Source organism: Leisingera caerulea DSM 24564, from assembly GCF_000473325.1.
Lineage (GTDB): Bacteria > Pseudomonadota > Alphaproteobacteria > Rhodobacterales > Rhodobacteraceae > Leisingera > Leisingera caerulea.
The window spans coordinates 282,326-300,059 of sequence record NZ_KI421513.1; the positions used below are offsets into that span (position 1 = coordinate 282,326).

17 protein-coding genes are annotated in these 17,734 nt (G+C 59.4%); 4 read left to right on the top strand and 13 right to left on the bottom strand.

All coding sequences use genetic code 11. The features are described 5' to 3' along the window. Nucleotides 1-135 precede the first annotated feature (135 nt). Nucleotides 136-1,265, bottom strand: a protein-coding gene (locus CAER_RS0108560; protein WP_154667758.1) for an IS3 family transposase whose coding sequence is annotated in 2 segments (ribosomal slippage) — nucleotides 136-1,019 and nucleotides 1,019-1,265 — 1,131 coding nt in all. Because the reading frame shifts where the segments join, the coding sequence is not laid out codon by codon here. Nucleotides 1,266-1,358: 93 nt separating this feature from the next. On the opposite strand from CAER_RS0108560, the gene CAER_RS27825 reads away from it, so the two are divergent. Together CAER_RS27825 and CAER_RS0108575 are read left to right on the top strand one after the other, a co-directional pair. Continuing rightward, on the top strand, nucleotides 1,359-1,964 hold the full coding sequence (locus CAER_RS27825) for a DMT family transporter (RefSeq protein ID WP_245597340.1): 606 nt from the start codon (nucleotides 1,359-1,361) through the stop codon (nucleotides 1,962-1,964). A 274-nt stretch (nucleotides 1,965-2,238) separates the two neighbouring features. Further along, entirely contained in the window at nucleotides 2,239-3,663 is a 1,425-nt protein-coding gene (locus tag CAER_RS0108575) for a pyridoxal phosphate-dependent decarboxylase family protein (RefSeq protein ID WP_084299504.1), read from the top strand. A gap of 248 nt (nucleotides 3,664-3,911) precedes the next feature. Here CAER_RS0108575 and CAER_RS0108580 read toward each other — a convergent pair whose 3' ends face one another. Together CAER_RS0108580 and CAER_RS0108585 are read right to left on the bottom strand one after the other, a co-directional pair. After that, on the bottom strand, nucleotides 3,912-4,502 hold the full coding sequence (locus tag CAER_RS0108580; protein ID WP_027234962.1) for an isochorismatase family protein: 591 nt from the start codon (nucleotides 4,500-4,502) through the stop codon (nucleotides 3,912-3,914). A gap of 18 nt (nucleotides 4,503-4,520) precedes the next feature. After that, nucleotides 4,521-5,249 carry a pirin family protein gene (locus CAER_RS0108585; protein WP_027234963.1) on the bottom strand — a complete coding sequence of 243 codons (729 nt, stop codon included), beginning with the start codon at nucleotides 5,247-5,249 and terminating at the stop codon, nucleotides 4,521-4,523. 90 nt (nucleotides 5,250-5,339) lie between these two features. On the opposite strand from CAER_RS0108585, the gene CAER_RS0108590 reads away from it, so the two are divergent. Next, entirely contained in the window at nucleotides 5,340-6,269 is a 930-nt protein-coding gene (locus CAER_RS0108590; RefSeq protein WP_027234964.1) for a LysR family transcriptional regulator, read from the top strand. A 253-nt stretch (nucleotides 6,270-6,522) separates the two neighbouring features. Here the strand turns inward: CAER_RS0108590 and CAER_RS0108595 are convergent, their stop codons facing one another. The 8 genes from CAER_RS0108595 to CAER_RS0108630 form a co-directional block, all read right to left on the bottom strand. After that, complete coding sequence (locus CAER_RS0108595) at nucleotides 6,523-7,560, bottom strand: agmatine deiminase family protein (RefSeq protein ID WP_027234965.1); 1,038 nt, start codon at nucleotides 7,558-7,560, stop codon at nucleotides 6,523-6,525. 66 nt (nucleotides 7,561-7,626) lie between these two features. After that, nucleotides 7,627-8,673, bottom strand: coding sequence for an extracellular solute-binding protein (locus CAER_RS0108600; RefSeq protein WP_027234966.1), 1,047 nt, complete (start codon nucleotides 8,671-8,673; stop codon nucleotides 7,627-7,629). A 28-nt stretch (nucleotides 8,674-8,701) separates the two neighbouring features. Then, entirely contained in the window at nucleotides 8,702-9,796 is a 1,095-nt protein-coding gene (locus CAER_RS30625) for an ABC transporter ATP-binding protein (protein ID WP_027234967.1), read from the bottom strand. An 11-nt stretch (nucleotides 9,797-9,807) separates the two neighbouring features. After that, on the bottom strand, nucleotides 9,808-10,626 hold the full coding sequence (locus CAER_RS0108610; RefSeq protein ID WP_027234968.1) for an ABC transporter permease: 819 nt from the start codon (nucleotides 10,624-10,626) through the stop codon (nucleotides 9,808-9,810). After that, nucleotides 10,623-11,477: an ABC transporter permease gene (locus tag CAER_RS0108615; protein ID WP_027234969.1), complete on the bottom strand. Its 855-nt coding sequence runs from the start codon at nucleotides 11,475-11,477 to the stop codon at nucleotides 10,623-10,625. Before CAER_RS0108615 ends, CAER_RS0108610 begins: the two co-directional genes overlap by 4 nt. A gap of 27 nt (nucleotides 11,478-11,504) precedes the next feature. Continuing rightward, entirely contained in the window at nucleotides 11,505-12,386 is an 882-nt protein-coding gene (gene aguB, locus CAER_RS0108620; RefSeq protein ID WP_027234970.1) for an N-carbamoylputrescine amidase, read from the bottom strand. Further along, the gene (locus CAER_RS0108625) at nucleotides 12,379-13,398 is read right to left on the bottom strand and encodes an agmatine deiminase family protein (protein WP_027234971.1); all 1,020 of its coding nucleotides are present in this window, start codon (nucleotides 13,396-13,398) and stop codon (nucleotides 12,379-12,381) included. The genes aguB and CAER_RS0108625 overlap by 8 nt, the downstream gene beginning before the upstream one ends. Continuing rightward, nucleotides 13,395-14,789, bottom strand: a complete 1,395-nt coding sequence (locus tag CAER_RS0108630) for an aminotransferase (RefSeq protein WP_027234972.1) — start codon at nucleotides 14,787-14,789, stop codon at nucleotides 13,395-13,397. The genes CAER_RS0108625 and CAER_RS0108630 overlap by 4 nt, the downstream gene beginning before the upstream one ends. 145 nt (nucleotides 14,790-14,934) lie before the next feature. Here CAER_RS0108630 and CAER_RS0108635 point away from each other — a divergent pair, with 145 nt between their 5' ends. Next, on the top strand, nucleotides 14,935-15,570 hold the full coding sequence (locus CAER_RS0108635) for a TetR/AcrR family transcriptional regulator (RefSeq protein WP_027234973.1): 636 nt from the start codon (nucleotides 14,935-14,937) through the stop codon (nucleotides 15,568-15,570). Between the two features lie 185 nt (nucleotides 15,571-15,755). On the opposite strand, the gene CAER_RS0108640 is transcribed toward CAER_RS0108635, so the two are convergent. Both CAER_RS0108640 and CAER_RS0108645 read right to left on the bottom strand, forming a co-directional pair. Continuing rightward, on the bottom strand, nucleotides 15,756-16,550 hold the full coding sequence (locus tag CAER_RS0108640; RefSeq protein WP_027234974.1) for a carbon-nitrogen hydrolase family protein: 795 nt from the start codon (nucleotides 16,548-16,550) through the stop codon (nucleotides 15,756-15,758). A 3-nt stretch (nucleotides 16,551-16,553) separates the two neighbouring features. Then, nucleotides 16,554-17,711: a M24 family metallopeptidase gene (locus CAER_RS0108645; RefSeq protein ID WP_027234975.1), complete on the bottom strand. Its 1,158-nt coding sequence runs from the start codon at nucleotides 17,709-17,711 to the stop codon at nucleotides 16,554-16,556. Between the last annotated feature and the right edge of the window lie 23 nt (nucleotides 17,712-17,734).

Genomic DNA, 17,734 nt, shown 5'->3' on the forward strand with positions numbered 1-17,734 from the left:
GCATTTGGGGAACGGCATTTCTGCCTGACGATTGAGGCCTTCTCGATCATCAGACAGAAGGTTCCCATGACAGGAGAGGGATCGAACCTGCTTCGAGTGGACGTGTCGCGTTTTAGTGCCGCCCCAGTTGCTCGTTTAGGCCACTTTCCGTTCGAAAGCGACCGGGCTTCTCCAGCCCAATGCTGAGTGCCGGCGTCGCGGATTGTAGAAGCCGTTGGTGTACTGGAAGATGGCCATCTCAGCCTGACGCCGTGTGTCCCATGACTGTCGCCAGATCAGTTCAGCTTTGATGGTCTTGAAGAACGTCTCGACCGCGGCATTGTCGTAACAATTACCCTTGCCGCTCATAGACACCTGGAAGCCATGCTGACGCAGGATTTTTTGATAGTCGTGTGAACAGTATTGCGACCCGCGATCTGTGTGATGAATGCAGCCCTTAGGCGGTGATCTGAAGGCGATAGCCATCTTCAGCGCCCGGATCGCCAAGTCCCACTTCATGCGATTGCTGACGGCCCACCCAATGACACGCCGGGAATGCAGGTCCAGGATCACAGCAAGATACAACCATCCCTCACGCGTCCAGACATAGCTGATGTCACCCGCCCATTTCTGGTTTGGCAGGTCTGCTGTGAAGTTTCGATCCAGCAGATTGGGTGCGATGTTGAACTGGTGGTCGCTATCGGTCGTGGCCTTGTATTTGCGGGTTCGAACCACGGATATGCCATTCTGGCGCATCAAACGGCCCACACGGCGATGGCCAACATCCAGGCCGATCTCCTTAAGCTCTTCGGTCATTCTTGGCCGACCATAGCTGCCCAGGCTGAGACGTGACTGTTCTTTGATGTGCGCCAGTGTGACCATATCAGAGCGCTGCCTGCGACTGGCTGGCCGACTGCGGAAGGCCCGCAATCCGCGTGTGCTGACACCGACGACATCGCATAGGCGTTTGGCCGGGAACCTGTCTTGGTGCTCTTCGATGAACTTAAATCTCATTGCTTTAGGCCCGCGAAGAATTGGGCGGCCTTTTTTAGGATGTCCCTCTCCTCCTTGAGAATGCGCACCTCGCGCCGAAGGCGTTCATTCTCCTGAGCGAGGCTCAAATCCTCTTTCGACACCGCATCAGTGTCTCGATGTGCCGTGATCCATTTGTTCAGCGTCGACAGCCCAACACCTAAATCAGAAGCCACCTGCTTACGCGTAAGCCCGCTCGTTAATGCGATCCGCACAGCATCTTGGCGGAATTCATCCGTCCGCTTCAGTCCCATAGTTCATCTCCTTTGCTGCAATAAATGCTATCAAAGGAGCGGCATCAAACCGGGACAGGTCCACTGCCCGCATCGACAGTGGGCGTGCTTTACATGACCTACCCGGTTTTCACGCTGGTCATTGCCTGGGCTTTCTTCTCCGATGCACCTACGAAGCGCGCTTTGCTCGCCTCAGGCCTCATTGCGGTAGCGGCCATTATAGCAGGCTCGCCTGCATCGGTGCCCCTGCAGCACATTCCTATGCTTTTGCTGTCGTTGGCAGCCCCCTTCGGCTTTGGCTTCGGTATTTGTGATTTGGTCCACAGGCTGTCCCGCATCCCGCCGCTTGCACGCATTGCCTCCGTTTCCTTGGGATCGGTTCTTGGGCTTTTGCCGCTGATGGCGGGTGCGGACATCGCAGAGTTGCTCCCGGCGGGGCAGTCCGACTGGGTATTAATTGTCGGAATTGGTTTGATCACGGCACTTGTGCCGCAGCTCGTATACACGATCTGTTCGCCCCTGATCGGCGCTTCCCAAACTGCCGTCGTCGGAAGCATCGAATTACCGACGATGTTTGCGGTTGGAGTTATTGCATTTGATGAAGTGATCACAATGCACCAGGCCGTAGCCTGCACCCTGGTTTTGGGTGCGATAGCGATTACCAGGAGCCGGAAGACGCGTACTGTAACAACAGTTATTGCGAGAAAGCCCGAAAAATAAGTTCGGGCCCGAAACTGACCTCGGATGGGGTGCGGCACGTGCGCGATCGCGGTCGTTATGCGATGCAAGGACGGTCCTCACCTGCCATTTGTCAGGGTTCCCGTCGCCGCAGTGCGGCCTCCCCAATGCGGCCGTTCGCAACCAGGTACAGCATTTCTAAACAACCAATGCCTCGGCCGGGACGAAACACTCTTTGGCCACATGTAAACCAAGGCATTTCAGAGCAATCCATGCTACCTTTCCACGGGTAGCATTCTGGTAGCGGGTATTTGTGATGGGACGAGTGCGGCAAGGTTTGAGTGAAGCGCAGGCGCAAGCTTTGGAAGCAGCCTACAAGGCGGCGAAAACCTATCGCCAGGAACTGCCAAGGGCGCCTGCGCGGCCTGCATTGGGACTTGGCGAAGCTGCGAGCCGTTTTCTGAGCCCTCTTCCTGAAACGGGGGTGCCGGAAAGTGAGGTAATCGGGGACATCGTGCGGCGGTCTGAAGGCGGGCTGCACAAAATGGCGGGGCCGACCTTCTTCGGCTATGTCCTCGGCGCATCGCATCCCGTCGGTGTAGCTGCCGACATTCTGGTATCCGCCTGGGGCCAGAACGCGGGTTCATCTTTTGAAACACCAGCAATAACCGGAATGGAACGCGCTGTTTGCAACTGGGTTATCGAGTTGCTGTCACTGCCGTCCGAAAGCGGAGCCGGTCTTGTGACCGGCGGCACAGTGGCGAACATGGTTGGCGTCATGGCAGCACGCAATGCGCTGCTGGCTTCGCAAGGGTGGGATGTTGAAGCTGACGGGCTGTTTTCGGCACCCGAGATTCCCGTTTTGATCGGGCAAGACGCGCATTCTGCCCCATTCGCAGCCCTGCGTTATGCTGGCTTTGGCGCGAGCCGAACAAACATCGTCGCGACAGACGGCGAAGGCAGGATAAAGCCGGATGCTTTCCGGACTGCCCTGGACAGCTGCAGCGGTCCGCCGCTTGTTATCCTCCAGGCAGGTCAAATAAACACCGGCGCCTTTGATCCGTTTGCCGAGCTCATACCAATGGTGCGCGAGCGGAACGGCTGGGTTCATGTGGATGGTGCTTTCGGGCTCTGGCTCGCCGCCGTGCCTGAATTGGCTAACCGGTTGGAGGGGGTCGGTAAAGCAGACAGTTGGGCGATTGACCTGCACAAGTGGCTCAACGCGCCATTCGATGCAGGCATGGTCATCGTGCGCGACCGGGCGCCGCTTGTTGCATCGATGTCTGCCCGCGGCGCCTATCTCCCGGAAACAACAGAGCATTGGGAACCAAGTGATTCAACGCCGGAGCTATCCCGGCGTGCAAGAGGTGTCCCGAGCTATGCGCTACTTCGGCACCTTGGCCGGACGGGAGTTTGCGAACTGGTAGCACGCCATTGCCGCCTGGCGGAGCGAATTGCCCGAACGGTTTCGAACGAGCCCGGCCTGACAGTTCTGAACCAGATCCACAGCAATCAGGTCGCAATCTGCTGCGGCGAGGGGCCGGATGGCGACGATCTGACCATGCGGGTCCTGCAGCGCATTCAGGACAATGGAAAGGTATACCCCACCCATGGCGAATGGGCGGGCCGGAAGATCATTCGAGCCTCTGTTATCGGATACGGTATGAGGGAAGAGGATGCTGATCTTTTGTCATCCGAGATCATTGAAGCTTATCGTCTTTGTGCTGCTGGCGTTCCCTGAGTTGGCCAGAAGTTTTATTGCTGCAGTCAGGCATTAATGAGCTTCAGTGGGCTCGAATGGACCATTCGGTGTCACTCCTTCGACCCGCCTGGCACCCCCTGCGCAGCCGGGCCATAGTGGCCGTTTTCAAGCTCCTTTTATTGCCAGATCGGGAGCTTTTTCTCAAAGTTAGCACCACCTGCGAAGTTTAATGGCCGCCCCATGAATGAGGCGGCCGCTCCCGCATTACTTTCAATGGGTCAGAGAGCCTATCCGCGGCTCAGGATTTCCTCGCCGAGGATCTGCATGATTTTCTGTCCGGCCTCGCTGGCCCAATTGACCGCAAGTTCTGCAAGCAGCGCGCTGGTTGTGGTGAGCTCGACACCGCCTCGCTCCATTTTGCGGAACGCCATCTCATCCGTCAGCGCAGTGGGAGAACCGGAAGCATCGACAACTGCGGTCACGGCAAAGCCCTCTTCGGCGGCACTGATCGCAGGCGGGGCAAGACACACGTCAGTGGTTATGCCTGCCATGATGAAATGCCTGCGCCCGGTGTTGCGGCAGGCAGCGGCAAAGGCGCTGTCATCCCAGCAGTTCACCACGCCAGGGCGCTTGATCCGCGCGGCGAAGGCATCCGGCGCAATCTCTTCCAGCGCGGGCATCAGCGGCCCCTGCATGTTGTCTTCCATGCTGGAAGTCAGCACCAGCGGCATGCCAAGCGCCGCCGCCGTCCGCGCCAAGGCCCGGGTATTGGCTTCGATCAGATCGCGGTCAACGGACTTCGCCCAGTTCATGGTGCCAACCTGATGGTCGATCAGAACAGTGGCTGCGTTTTCGGGGGGCACTTTTTTGGAGGTCATGTTGATGTCCTTTCCTGGTTAAGAGATTTCGGATGCAGGCAGTTCGAAGATCAGGAGCTCAGCGCCGGCTGCAGCCTCAACCGCCACGTCCCCGGCACGGAGCAGTCCCAGCCCATCCCCTTTCCTGAGGGCGCGGCCGGCAGCAGTTGCCTCGCCTTCGATCATAAAGATGTAGAGGCTGCGGTCAGGGCTGGACGGGCTGAAGTTCAGCACGCTGCGGCGGTCGAAGCTGCCGTAACTCAGGCGCACCTCCTGCTGCACGACAAGTGAGCCACCGGCGCCGTCTGGCGACAGCACCAGCTGGAACCGGTTGCTGTGGTCCGCGGTTTCCAGCTCCTTGCTGGAATAAGCCGGCGCCAGGCCTCTGGCCCGCGGCTCGAACCAGATTTGCAGCGCACGCATCGGCTTCGTCCGCGAGTTGTTCACCTCGTTGTGCAGGATGCCTGTACCGGCGGTGATCAGCTGAAGGCCTTTCGACTTCACAGTACCGTTGTGAACGGGCACCACCGGATCGATATGCGACACCTCTCCGCTCACCATGAAGGTGACGACTTCGACATCCCGGTGCGGATGCAGGCCAAAGCCTTGGGCGTCCGGTGCAAGCGTGCCGTCGTCAATTGTGATCAGCGGGCCGAACCGCCGGCGCCCTTCTGCAAGGTGCGGCTTGAACGACAGATGCGCCTGCATGAAGCCGAAGTCCTTGAACTCACGGGTCGCGGCGGGGTGATAGACCATCTCTGTCTGCATTTCTCATCTCCTGGCCTGTTCGCTGAAATAGAATTTAGGGATCTCATTTGTTCTGGAAAATGACCCGTTTGTTAACTATCGTTCGGATTTATGAACGATAGATTCTATTCCTGCGCCAAGGCCCTGGTGGCCACTGTGCGCGCCGGGTCGATGAGCGCGGCAGCGGCGGAGCTGAACACCACGAAGTCGGCGATCAGCCAAAAGCTTGCGCTGTTTGAAGCCGAATTGGGGCTGGTCCTGCTGGACCGGTCTGGGCGGGCGGTGGCCCCGACCGCGGCTGGGCGCAGGATTTTCGAGATTTGCGTCGGCCCGGTGGATGCAGCGCTTGAGGCCGAGGCGCAGCTTGGCTTCGCCCGAAGCGGGAAGATTGCAGGGCGGGTGTCAGTCTCAGGACCCAACAGTCTTCTTTGCACCGCGCTTGTCCCGCTTCTGGCAAGCCTTCGGTCCCGCTACCCGGCTATCGAACTTGAATTGCATGCCGATGATTCAAAATCGGATTTTGCGGTAGAGGACATAGATCTGTCCTTCAGAACCGGTCCTGCAGACAAAGGGCGGTTTATTTCGGCTGCCCTGCCGTCCGCGCAGCGCGCGCCTCTTGCCAGCCCGGCCTTTGCAGAAAGGATGCCCCGTCTCTCCCGGCCTGCTGATTTGGCCAGGTTGCCCTGTGTATTGCGCACACAAGAATCCGGCAAATGGGCGTTTCGAAATATGGAAGGGCATCAGGAGATCATCGAGCCGACGATCGGCCTGCGCGTTAATTCGATGGAGCTTGCATTTGCGGCTGTCCTTGCGGGGCAAGGAGCAGCCCTGCTCCCGTCCTTACTGACAGAGGTGCATATTCAAGCTGGCAATCTCGTGCGCCTGGTCCCTGACTGGTCTGCCGATCCAGTGGCACTGACTTTGCTTTGCCGTCCTGAACGTTTGGCTGCTCCCCAGGTTGCGGCGGTACGGCGCCATATCCTGGATGCATGCGGCAACAGCGGCTTCCTGGGGGGAGAGCTTCAATACGAGAAAGTCTAACAGCTAACCAAAGCCCGGTTTGGCACCGTGGCGATTAGGCCTGCCTCCCTACAAGTCAGCGAAGGAGAACGGCCCGAACCTGCCAATTGCTGAAGTTCCTTACGCCGCTGTGCAGCGTCTCCAAAACGGACTTTGCTGCTGCTTGCCGCGAGACCCGGGTCAGTGCCCAAACTTACCGATGCGCGTAAGGCAAACACCAAGTCAAGTTGCCCCCGTACGAGGCCAACTTTCACCAATTTTGCCCGACAGCGCCTTATGGAGCAGCCAAAGCACCGGCAGGCTGCTGCTGTGTGATGCAGCCGATACCGCCGCCATCGAGCGCGATAAAGGTGCTGTCCACGCCCACGATTCTGCGGCCGGGGAACAGCTCTTCCAATTCGGCGCACGCCTGTTCGTCATCTGCTCCTCCAATCATCGGGGTGATCAACGCACTATTGACGGCGTAGGCATTCACATAGGGCACCGGCATGGGCTCCCCATGGGCAGGATCGGTGTAGGGCAAGCGCGGCATCTCGATCACTTCGAGCTTGCGCCCCTTTGCGTCCGTTGCGTCTTTGAGGCGGCGCAGGTTTTCCTGGCACAGTTCATAGTTCGGGTTCGACGGATCTGTCACCGTCTGGGCCAGCACAACACCGGGCGCGAGGTATTCCACCACGTTGTCGGCATGACCGTCGGTGCCGGCGTCCTCGACCAGCCCCAGCCCCAGCCAGATAACCTTCTCAATGCCGAGGTAATCCCGCAGCATCCCTTCGAGATCGTCCCGCGACACACCGTTATACCGGTCGGCATTGCGCATCACCTGTTCGGTGGTGATCAGCGTGCCTTCGCCGTCGACAGTGATGCCGCCGCCCTCGCAAATGAACGGCGCATGATAGAGCCTGATGCCGAGATGGTCGGTAAGGTGTTCGGCAACGCGCATGTCTTTGTCGCAGGCGTATTTTCCGCCCCAGCCGTTAAACTGGAATTGGACCAGTGCGACTTCGCCGTCATCGTTCTTGACGAAGATCCAGCCGCTGTCGCGCAGCCAGGCGTCGTTGATCGGGATTTCCAGGATCTCGGCATTGCTGCAGCCGGCAAGCTCGGCCCGCGCGCCGGCCGCGTCACTGGGGTCGGCGATCACTGTCACCGGTTCAAATTCCGCCACCGCGCGGACGACACCGGCATATTCCACCCGGGTCCGCACCAGGTCACTTCGGTAGTTCAGCTCGGTCGGCCAGCCGATGTAGGTACGGGCGTGGGGTGCAAACCGGGCAGGCATACGGAAACCGTCAGCGTAGGGTGTTTTTACCATGGATCTCTCATGTGGTGGCAGGGTTGCGGCGGCGCTGGCGCCGCCATTGGGTGATCTGCGGGCGGATCAGAAACCGGCTTTGATCCGCTCGAATTCCTTCAGCATCTTCGCGGCCATCTCGTTGGAGACGCGGAAACCGAACAGGCTTTCAGCCATGAAGCCTTCGGGGTCGGAATAGCCGTAAGCTCTCACAGCCTCCTGATCGGCGATCCCATAGGAACCAGCGTTGGCGTGTGCATAGCCCCAAGCCTCGATCAGGTACTTTCCGCTCTCGGCATCCGACAGCGCGTTCAGGAAGTCATACACGTCCTCATCGCTGCCTTCGCCGTCCTTGAGATGCACATAGCCGCAAGCCCAGCTGGCAACGCCCACTTCAGGGTCACGCACCATTTTCACCGGAACATTATCGAAGATCAGCGCCAGTTCGGTCGCATTCCAGGCCCAGGCGGCGTGGATCTCTCCTGACTTGATGGCCGCATCCAACTGCCCTTGATCGCTCCAGTAGAAACGCACGTTTTTATGGACTGCCCGCAGGAAGTCCGACGCCTCCTGGAATTTCTCATCCGTCATTTCGCTCCAGTCGTTGACGCCAACAGCCAGCGCTGCAAACCCGTAGGCATCTTCGACCACGTCCGGCAGTGAAACCTTGCCGGCCAGCGCCGGGTCCGCCAGCATCTTCAGGTCGATATCGCCTGCGACGAGATCTGTCCGGTAGACGAGACCGGTATTTCCCCAATCAAAAGGCACCATCCAGACTTGGCCGTCCGACGACACTTCCGGCAGTTGAGCCAATGTGGGAAGCAGTTCGCCCCAGGCATCCAAGCGCGCGGTGTCAATCGGCTTGATCAGGTCGGCAGCGCGCATCTTACCGATCAACCCACTGCAGGGATGGGCCAGATCGGCCTTGAAACCGGAACGCAGCTTGTTGAAGCCCTCGTGGTCATCCGCAAAAAACGAGAAGTCGGGGGCGCTTCCATGTTTTTCGACATAGGCGTTAAAGAAGCCTGGATCGTCGTAGCCGGACCAGTCAAACACGGTGATCTGGCCTGCACTGGCGCCAAAGGCGGCCAGCGCTCCCAGGGCCAGCCCGGCAGAAAGAGATTTGATCTTCATGAGTATTCCTCCTCTCAGGACATTCAGTTCATTTCTGGGGAAGGGCGACGGCCGCACCGCCGCGAAAGCCTGACCACACGGCATCACCAATCTCAAAATGGTCAGCCCGTTCGAAATTTGTCACCGAGGCGATCAGCGGATCAGTCCGGCCCTCAAGCTCCAGGTAGTAGTGGATTGTTTCGCCATAGAAGGCCCGGTCGATCACGCGCGCTGGAACGGCCACATCGGCCCCTTCAGGGCGGCCGCTGCCGATATGAACGCGCTCGGGCCGCAGGCCGATCGTGACTGCGGCTCCAATGCCATCCGAAACGCCATGCGCATCGACCGAAAGCTGCCCGAACCGAGGCAATTCAACTTCAAGCCGATTGCCGCCATTGGCCTTGATACTGCCATCGAAGAAGTTCATTCCGCCGATGAAATCCGCGACCTGTTTGGTGTTGGGCTTCTGATAGAGCTCGTGCGGCGTGGCAACCTGTGCGAGCTTGCCCTCGAACATCACGCCGCAGCGGTCCGAGATCGTCATCGCCTCATGCTGGTCATGGGTTACCATCAGGAAGGTGATCCCAACCGAGCGCTGTAATGCCCGCAGCTCCATCTGCATCTGTTCGCGCAGCTTCTTGTCGAGCGCCGACATCGGCTCGTCCAGCAGCAGGACCTTGGGTTCCAGTACCAGGGCCCGGGCCAGGGCCACCCGCTGGCGCTGGCCGCCGGACAGCTCATGCGCGCCGCGCCGGCCCAGCCCCTCCAGGCCGACCTTGGCCAGCATGTCTTCCGCCCTGGCCCGCTTTTCTGATCGACTCAGACCGGAGCGCGCCAGGCCGAAGATGATGTTCTCCTCGACGTTCAAATGCGGAAAGATGGCGTAGCTCTGAAAGACCATATTCGTTGGCCGGTGGTTGGCATCAATCCCGGCCATAGGCAGACCGCCGATGGAGATGGTGCCTTCCGACGGTTCCTCGAAGCCTGCGATCATTCTGAGCAGCGTGGACTTGCCGCAGCCCGAGGGGCCGAGAAGAGAGAAGAACTCCCCCTCCTTCAGCTGCAGGTTCACGTTCCTGACAGCCTGGAAGCTTCCGAAGGACTTGCTGACATTGGCGATATTGACGGCGATCTTATGGTCCATGCCGGTAGGTCCTACTCAGGTTGCTGTGTGAAACGTTCGCTGCGGCGGCGGAAGCGTTCGGCCACCAGCAGGAACAGAATGGAAATAAGGATAAGGAGCGAGCCGAGCGCGATCACGTTCGGCAGCTTCGCCGGGAAGCGCACCTGGCTCCAGATATAGACCGGCAGCGTCGGGCTGTTGCCGGACAGGAAGAAGGCCAAGATGAACTCATCGAAGGAGACCGTAAAGCTGATCAGCAGGCTGGAAATGATCCCCGGCGAGACAACCGGCAGCGTCACCCGCCGCAGTGCGCCCCAGGAGGTTTCGCCGAGGTCAACTGCGGCCTCTTCCAGAGCATCATCGAACTGGCCGAAGGCTGATGTCATGATCGACACGCAGAACGGAATGGTCAGCAGCGAATGGGCCAGGATCACGGTGAACAGCGTGGTGCCGATCCCGATGCCGAGGAACACGATCAGCAGCGAAATGGCGATGATGATTTCGGGCATCACGAGCGGTGCCATGACGATGGTCTGGCTGGTCCGGCGCAGCGGGTAGCGGTGCTTGGTGATCGCGCGTGAGATCAGCGTGCCCAGGCTGGTGGCCACCACTGCAGAAACAACGGCCACGATCAGGCTGTTCTTGAGTGCGTCAAACAACGCCGTCTGTTCAGCCAGGCTCACGTACCATTTTGTTGTGAAACCCGTCAGCGGAAAGCCGAGTACCTTGGAGTCGTTGAAGGAAAACAGCGGCAGCAGCAGGATCGGCAGGTACAGGAACCCGATATAGAGCACAGCATAAGTGGGCAGCAGCCTGCCAATCCGCGAAAGGACAGCAACAACGCGGTTCATTTAAGGCTCCTTTCGATCAGTTTCAGACCCAGCACAAGCAGGCAGGCTGCCGACGTGACGCAGACCACTGCCGACAACGCCAGCGCCGCCCCCAGCGGCCAGTTGTTGGCCTTGCCGAACTGGACCTGGATCATGTTGGCGACCATCGCACCGTCTGAGCCGCCGACCAGCGCCGGGGTGACGTAGTCGCCAACGGTGGGAATAAAGATGATCATGCTGGCGCCGATGATGCCGGGGATCGACAGCGGCAGGGTCACCCGAAGGAAAGTCCGTACCGGGCCTTCGCCCAGATCCTTTGCCGCTTCCAGCAGGCTGCGGTCGATCTTTTCCAGCGATACGAAGATCGGCAGGATAGCAAACGGCGCCCAAGCGTGGGCCAAAGTCACCACCACGGCTTCGGAGTTGTAAAGCAGAGTGTCGATGGGGGTGTCGATGACACCGAGCCAGAGCAGTGCGGAATTGACCACCCCGTTCTGCGCCAGGATCAGCTTCCAGGAAAACACCCGCAGCAGGTAGCTGGTCCAGAAGGGGATGGTTACCAGGAACAGCCACATCGCCTTGTTTTTCTTGACGTTGAACGCGATGTGGTAGGCCACCGGGTAAGCCAGCAGAACTGTCAGCAGCGTCACCATCGCGGCGATCCGGACCGAGCGGAAGATCAGCGTGCGGTACAGCGGGTCGGCAAAGACTTCCTGATAGTTGGACAGGGTGAAGTCGCGCGACACGTCCACAAATTCCTGGGTCCAGAAGGAGTAGGCAACCGTCATCGCCACCGGCGCTGCAATCAGCAGCAGCACATACAGCGTGGTCGGCGTGGCCAGCAGCAGCCCCAGCCTGGCATTCTTGTCCAAAGTCACCGTGCTTCCTCCCTCCGGCTGTCAGCCCGTGCGCCCATCATAGGTGCAGATCGCGCCATAGAGGTCCGGTCGGCGGTCGCGGAAGATCCCCCAGTAACGGCGCATTTCAGCCACCGCATCCAGGTCGAACTCTGCGGTCAAAACCACACCGTCCTCGCGCCCGGCCTCGGCCACTTTCTGGCCAAAGTGGTCGGCAATGAACGATCCGCCGAAGAAAGCCATGCGCAGATTGCCGTCCTCAGTGGCGACTTCCTCGCCCACCCGGTTGCTGGCCAAGACCGGCACCAGGTTGGCCCCGGCGTGGCCGCGCATCACGGTCTGCCAATGGGGAATGCAATCGGCATCCGGGCGGGTCGGCTCGGACCCAATCGCAGTGGGGTAAAGCAGCATTTCGGCGCCCTGCAGCACCATGCAGCGGGCGGCTTCGGGGAACCACTGGTCCCAGCAGATCGCCGCGCCCACGCGCCCGAAGGCGGTGTCCCAAACCTTGAACCCGGTATCGCCGGGGCTGAAGAACTGTTTCTCCTGATAAGCGACGTCATTGGGGATATGCGACTTGCGGTAGATCCCCATGACCGTTCCATCGGCGTCAATCATGGCCAGAGAGTTGAAATAGCTCTGCCCGGCACGCTCAAAGAAGGAAACTGGCAGGACCACCCCCAGCTCCCTCGCCAAGGAGGAGAAATGCCGGATTGCCGTGTTTTCCTCCACCGTGGTGGCCAGCGCGAAATGCTTGTGCGCCTGCTCGATGCAAAAATAGGGTGTCTCGAACAGCTCCTGGATCAGGATCACATTGGCACCGCGGCCGGCTGCGTCGCGCACCAGCGCTTCAGCCGTGGCAATATTGTCTTCCTTGTCCCAGGAACAGCTCATCTGGGTGGCAGCGAGGGTTACGTTACGCATGGGCGGGGGCTCCGGCTTTGGGTTGCTGCTGGGTGATGCAATGGATATTGCCCCCGCCATCAGCGATCGCGTTGGTCAGCACGCCGACTACGATGCGGTCCGGGAACAGGCTCGACAGGACGTCCAGTGCTTCCTGGTCGTGCTCGGGGAAACCGTATTGCGGGACGATCACTCCGCCGTTGACCAGGTAGAAATTGACGTACGACAGGAAGCGACGGCTGCCGTCCGGCTTGCGGTCTACAGGCGGCGAGGTCACCTGGAAAATCGTCAGCGGCTGGCCTGCGGCATCAGTCTCCGCTTCCAGAATGGCGCGGTTGTCCAGCAGGTTCTGATAGTCGGAATCCTCCGGATCGGCGCTGACCTGGCAGAGGACGCCGCCGGGCACAAATGCCGCAACGACATCGACGTGGCCATTGGTCGAGTCATTCTCCAGCGTGCGGTTCAGCCAAATGATCTTGGACAGGCCCAGCTGCTTGCACAGTTCTGCTTCGAATTCTTCCGGGCTTGGCCCGCCATTGCGGGTGCGGTGTTCATAGCATTGCCGCGTGACCACACACGTCCCTTTGCCGTCAATATTGAGCGCACCGCCCTCATAGATCATGGCAGATGGGTTCCGCTTTGCCCCCGCCAGCTCAATGACGCGGGAGGCAACCTTGGCATCTTTCTCGTGGGGCCAATCACCGCCCCAGCCGTCAAAGGTCCAGTCCACACCAGCAAGCGAGCCATCGTCGCCCAGCACGAAGGTCGGCCCGTTGTCGCGCAGCCAACTGTCATCCAGCGGGCAAGAGACCAGCTCAATATTGGCTTGGCCTTCAAGCGCTTCGAGCCCATCGCCGTTTTCCGGGTCATAGAGCATGGCCACAGGTTCGAACTGCGCTATGGCCTTGGCGACATCAGCATATTCGCGTCTCACTTGCGGCAGGCTGTCGCCAAAGGTTCCTTCGGCACAAGGCCAGGCCATCCAGGTGCGCTCATGCGGGACCCACTCGGGAGGCATGCGGTACTGTGTCATGCGAGGTTCACCCCCTGTTTGATGAGATCGTCGGTTGTTTTGCGGATGCCGTCCTCCAGGATGTCGAACATCTGGTCGATCTGGCCATCCGTGATCACCAGCGGCGGCGAGAATACGCACATGTTGATGATCGGGCGCAGGATGAGACCGTTTTCCTGGCAATGTGCATCAATCATCGCACCCACGGTTTTGTCGAGCGCGAGCACATCGTCGGCCGACGCATCTGCTACACACTCGACACAGCCGAGCAGCCCCTTGCCGCGCGCATCTCCGACAAGCGGGAGGTCAGCGAGAGCTCCAAGCCGTGCTTCGAAATGGGGAGTGACATTTCGCACGTGCTCAAGGATGCCCTCGCGTTCGATGATCTCGATATTCTTGAGCGCAGCGGCTGCGCTGACCGGATGGCCCGAGTAAGTGAAGCCGTTCGAAAAGGTCGCGTCCCGGGACTTGTCACCGGAAACGTCGGCAATCAGCCGGTCCGAGATGATGCAGGCCCCCATCGGCACATAGCCTGAGGTCATGCCCTTGGCGCAGGTGATGATGTCAGGAACGATATCGAACACCGCTTCCGAAGCGAACCAGTGGCCCATGCGGCCAAAACCGGTGACAACTTCGTCAGAGATGTAAAGCACATCGTGCCGACGGCACACCTCGAGGCAGCGCTTGTGGTAGCCCGCCGGCGGGACAATCACCCCACCCGAACAAAGGATTGGCTCTGCAATTAATGCCGCCACCTTTTCGGCGCCGATCTGCAGAATGGCGTTCTCCAGATCCGCCACCTTTTCATCCAGAAAGGCCTCGATGCTCTGGCCTTCGGCGCGGACATAAGGGTTCACGTTGGGCAGGAAGTGAGCCAGATGCTCCGCCTGATCCAGCCAGCCCTTGTCGCGCTCCTTGCCGCTCAACGAGGCCGCCAGATAGGTCGAGCCGTGATAGGCCTTCTGACGCGAGATGACGATTTTCTTTTCCGGCCGTCCCAGAATGTTGTTACGGAACTGGATGAACCGCAGCGCGCTGTCCACGGCGGTCGAACCGCCGGTCGTGAAGAACACGTGGTTCAGATCCCCCGGCGTACGTTTGGCTATTTCGTGGGCCAGGCGTGCGGAGGTAGAGTTCGCGTTGTTGAATGGCGAGAAATAAGCCAGCTCGCGCGCCTGTTCCGCCATCGCATCGACGATCTCAGTGTTTCCGTAACCGATCTGCACGCACCACATGCCTGCCGGTCCGTCGATCAGGCGCTCGCCCGTTTCCGTCGTGACATAGATGCCTTCACCGCCTTCGGTGAAGGTCCTGTCATTCTGGCCGATATAGGCCATCCCCTCCCACGGATGAACAAAATGCCCGTTGTCCCAATCGCGGACGGTGTCGAAGTCGGTATTCAGCAGCGTCATGATCTCACCTGCGTTGTAACATTTATCACAAACTGAACATACATACATTCAAAGTCAAGAAAAGCTTTTGCCTTTGAGCCTTGGTTGTGTGAAGTCATTGGAAACTCAAGGTCATTCACTCAATGCAGAGAGGTTCAAAGGAGACGTGCGCGATACCGGCCAGCATGAGGAAGGGCTAAACGCCAGGGAATTCAGCAAGTCGAAGAATCGGCGCCACCTGTTGGATTCCGCCGCGGAAGCCATTTTCAAACACGGCTTCCGGGGCGCAACCATTGCCGCAATCCAGGAGATTTCAGGCCTGTCGCGGGGCATGATCAACCTGCACTTCAAGACCAAGGAAAACCTTCTGCTGGCTGTCGCCGAAGACTTGTCGAACAGTTACTCCGAACGCTGGAACAAGGTGGCCCTGGACCCGGGCTTGCCCGCTGCAGAAAAACTGAGGAGGATCATCCAGCTGGATCTTTCCCCGGACTTTCTGAACCGGCGTGACGTCGCTGTTTGGTTCTCCTTCCGCTCCGAGGTTTACTCGAACCCGGAATACCGCAAGTCTATCGATTCCAGGGATGCGAGCCTGCGGGATGTAATGATTGAGCTCTGCCAAACTCTTATTGACGAGGGGAATTACCTTGATGCCGACGCAGAACTCGCAACTGACGGCCTGATAGCGCTCCTTGAGGGAACGTGGACTGACTTCCACCTGCATGCAGAAGAATTCGACCGCAGCAAGGCAGAGCGCACCTGCCTTTACATTGCAAAGAGCTTATTCCCAGATCATTTTTGATCTCATTCAAGTATGACTGCCACGATCAGTTTCCGGTTGCCGAAGTGCTGAAGGAAAACTCAAACGAATTGGCTGACACGGTCCGATTGGAGACTCTCCCATTCAGTACGCCAGTTCAGCCATTTCGAAGTCAGTGAACCTCTTTTGTTGCACAAATGGCCAATCGCCAGGTTCCATTCATCTTTTCAGTTGATCAGATCGGGGAGTTTTAGCCGGTCGGTCAGGTATGGCAACCGGGATTGGGCCATTGGAACCGCGCCTTTTCCCATGCGTGCCTTCAACAATTCTTCGCCCGTCCCTGCTCTGGCCAAGTCCTGCCCATTGGGCGCGACGACACAGCTGCCCCCGAAATAGTCCATGCCATTTTCATGCCCGCAGGAATTTGCGTAGCAAACGAACACCCCGTTTTCGAACGCGCGCGCAGGGATGACGGTGTTTGCCACCACACCCCATTGCGCGCCCAAAGCGGTGGGAACCAGAACCAGCTCTGCCCCGGCTTGGGCAACCGCCCGGAAGGTTTCAGGGAACTCGGCGTCATAGCAGATCAGTGTGGCAGCTTTGAACCCTTCCAGCTCGAACAGCGTGTAGGTTTCGCCAGGGCTGAAATGGTCCCCTTCAAAGCCAGGAGGCAGCAGCAGTTTGCGGTGGGTTGCCAGCAGGTTTCCATCCTTGCCGATGCACGAGGCTGAGTTAAACAGGTCACCGCCAGATTGCTCCGCAAATCCGTAGTGGATCGCCACCTGGTGCTCCCGGGCGAGTTCCGCGACCACCTGCGCCGATGGACCGTCTGCTGGTTCCGCCCAGTCCGAAACCCGGCTGCCGATGTTATATCCGGTCAGAAACAGCTCAGGCAGCACCAGCAGATCGGTGTGCTGCCCTTGCAGCCGGGTCAGACAGCTGCCAAGCCACGCCAGCCGCGCCTGCGGACCGTCAAGGTCCGCAGGGCTTTGGGCAACTGCGATATTCAGGTTGCCTGTCATGGCTCAGCCCTTGCTCAGCAGGATTTCACGGGGATAGCTGGTGATGTATTCGATACCGGTTTCTGTCACCACAACCGAGTCGCCGATCCGGCCCGCGGTCACGCCGTCCACCGAAATGCCGCCATCGACCGCAAAGGTCATGCCCGGCTGCAGAACAGTCTTGTCGCCTTCCTTCAGCTCCGGGGCTTCCAGATAGGCAACGCCGATGGAACGGCCGGTGCGGTAGCCGGTCTCGTAACCGCGAGTGCGGTAGACTTCGTTGGCGGCAGCGGCCACATCCTCGGCCAAAACGCCCGGGCGCATGGCAGCAATCGCGGCTTGCTGCGCTTCAATGGCAGCTTCCTGCACATCACGTGCCTGGTCGGTCACATCGCCGATGTGGAACATCCGGTCGAAGCCCAGCTTGTACTGCTTGAACTGCGCCATGTTGCAGAAACAGAAATAGACCGGGTCGAATTTCTCGTAGGCTTTGACGCTGGCACGGCGATGCACCATCGAGGCATCGGTGCCGCTCTGCAGGATCTGCAGGTTGTGGATCATCGGCGAGACGAAACGATCCCAGCCCTTGTCCGTCAAGAAGGAGGCCGCCTTGTGCGAGCCTGCTTCGATCACCGCCAGCGCGGATTCGTACTCGCGCGCTCCTTCGCGCAGGCTGTCATGAGCGGCGGCCATCATGGCACCGGCAATCTGTCCTGCTTCCTTCATGACGCTGATTTCAAACGGTGTCTTGATGGTGCGCATGGCGCCAAGCACCGGCGAGATATCCTTGAGCGGCACGCCGGGATAGGTGTCATCAAGGTGGTTGCGCACGATTGCAGGAATGGTGCTTCGTTCGATCCAGATCTCCTTGGGACTTTCGCCCAAGGCATTGGCCAGGGCGCGGCCCCAGCTGCGCGGGCCGATGTCTTCCCAGGTCTGCACATCCTCGACCCAGGTCATTTCCGCCACCATCTCGGATTCCATCAGCGGGGTGATGACAACCGGCGCGTCCTGCGCATCGACCACCAGCATCGAGGGACGGCCGAATTCGATCCCGAGATAGCCCCAGAAGCCCGCCAGGTAGGCGATAGAGCTTTCATCGGTGAACACCGCTTTGCCGATACCTGCCTGGCGCATGCGGTCCTGCAGGATGAGGGTGCGTTTCTTGGCTTCTTCCAGCATGTGCTGACTTCCTTCTGTTAGGT

Bases quoted from the DNA above. Each gene is read 5' to 3' on its own strand.
- CAER_RS0108625 (WP_027234971.1), bottom strand. From the start codon at position 13,398: ATGACACAGTACCGCATGCCTCCCGAGTGGGTCCCGCATGAGCGCACC.
- CAER_RS27825 (WP_245597340.1), top strand. From the start codon at position 1,359: ATGACCTACCCGGTTTTCACGCTGGTCATTGCCTGGGCTTTCTTCTCC.
- CAER_RS0108580 (WP_027234962.1), bottom strand. From the start codon at position 4,502: ATGACCTCCAAAAAAGTGCCCCCCGAAAACGCAGCCACTGTTCTGATC.
- CAER_RS0108610 (WP_027234968.1), bottom strand. From the start codon at position 10,626: ATGAACCGCGTTGTTGCTGTCCTTTCGCGGATTGGCAGGCTGCTGCCC.
- CAER_RS0108645 (WP_027234975.1), bottom strand. From the start codon at position 17,711: ATGCTGGAAGAAGCCAAGAAACGCACCCTCATCCTGCAGGACCGCATG.
- CAER_RS0108630 (WP_027234972.1), bottom strand. From the start codon at position 14,789: ATGACGCTGCTGAATACCGACTTCGACACCGTCCGCGATTGGGACAAC.
- CAER_RS30625 (WP_027234967.1), bottom strand. From the start codon at position 9,796: ATGGACCATAAGATCGCCGTCAATATCGCCAATGTCAGCAAGTCCTTC.
- CAER_RS0108585 (WP_027234963.1), bottom strand. From the start codon at position 5,249: ATGCAGACAGAGATGGTCTATCACCCCGCCGCGACCCGTGAGTTCAAG.
- CAER_RS0108600 (WP_027234966.1), bottom strand. From the start codon at position 8,673: ATGAAGATCAAATCTCTTTCTGCCGGGCTGGCCCTGGGAGCGCTGGCC.
- CAER_RS0108590 (WP_027234964.1), top strand. From the start codon at position 5,340: ATGAACGATAGATTCTATTCCTGCGCCAAGGCCCTGGTGGCCACTGTG.
- CAER_RS0108640 (WP_027234974.1), bottom strand. From the start codon at position 16,550: ATGACAGGCAACCTGAATATCGCAGTTGCCCAAAGCCCTGCGGACCTT.
- aguB (WP_027234970.1), bottom strand. From the start codon at position 12,386: ATGCGTAACGTAACCCTCGCTGCCACCCAGATGAGCTGTTCCTGGGAC.
- CAER_RS0108595 (WP_027234965.1), bottom strand. From the start codon at position 7,560: ATGGTAAAAACACCCTACGCTGACGGTTTCCGTATGCCTGCCCGGTTT.
- CAER_RS0108575 (WP_084299504.1), top strand. From the start codon at position 2,239: ATGGGACGAGTGCGGCAAGGTTTGAGTGAAGCGCAGGCGCAAGCTTTG.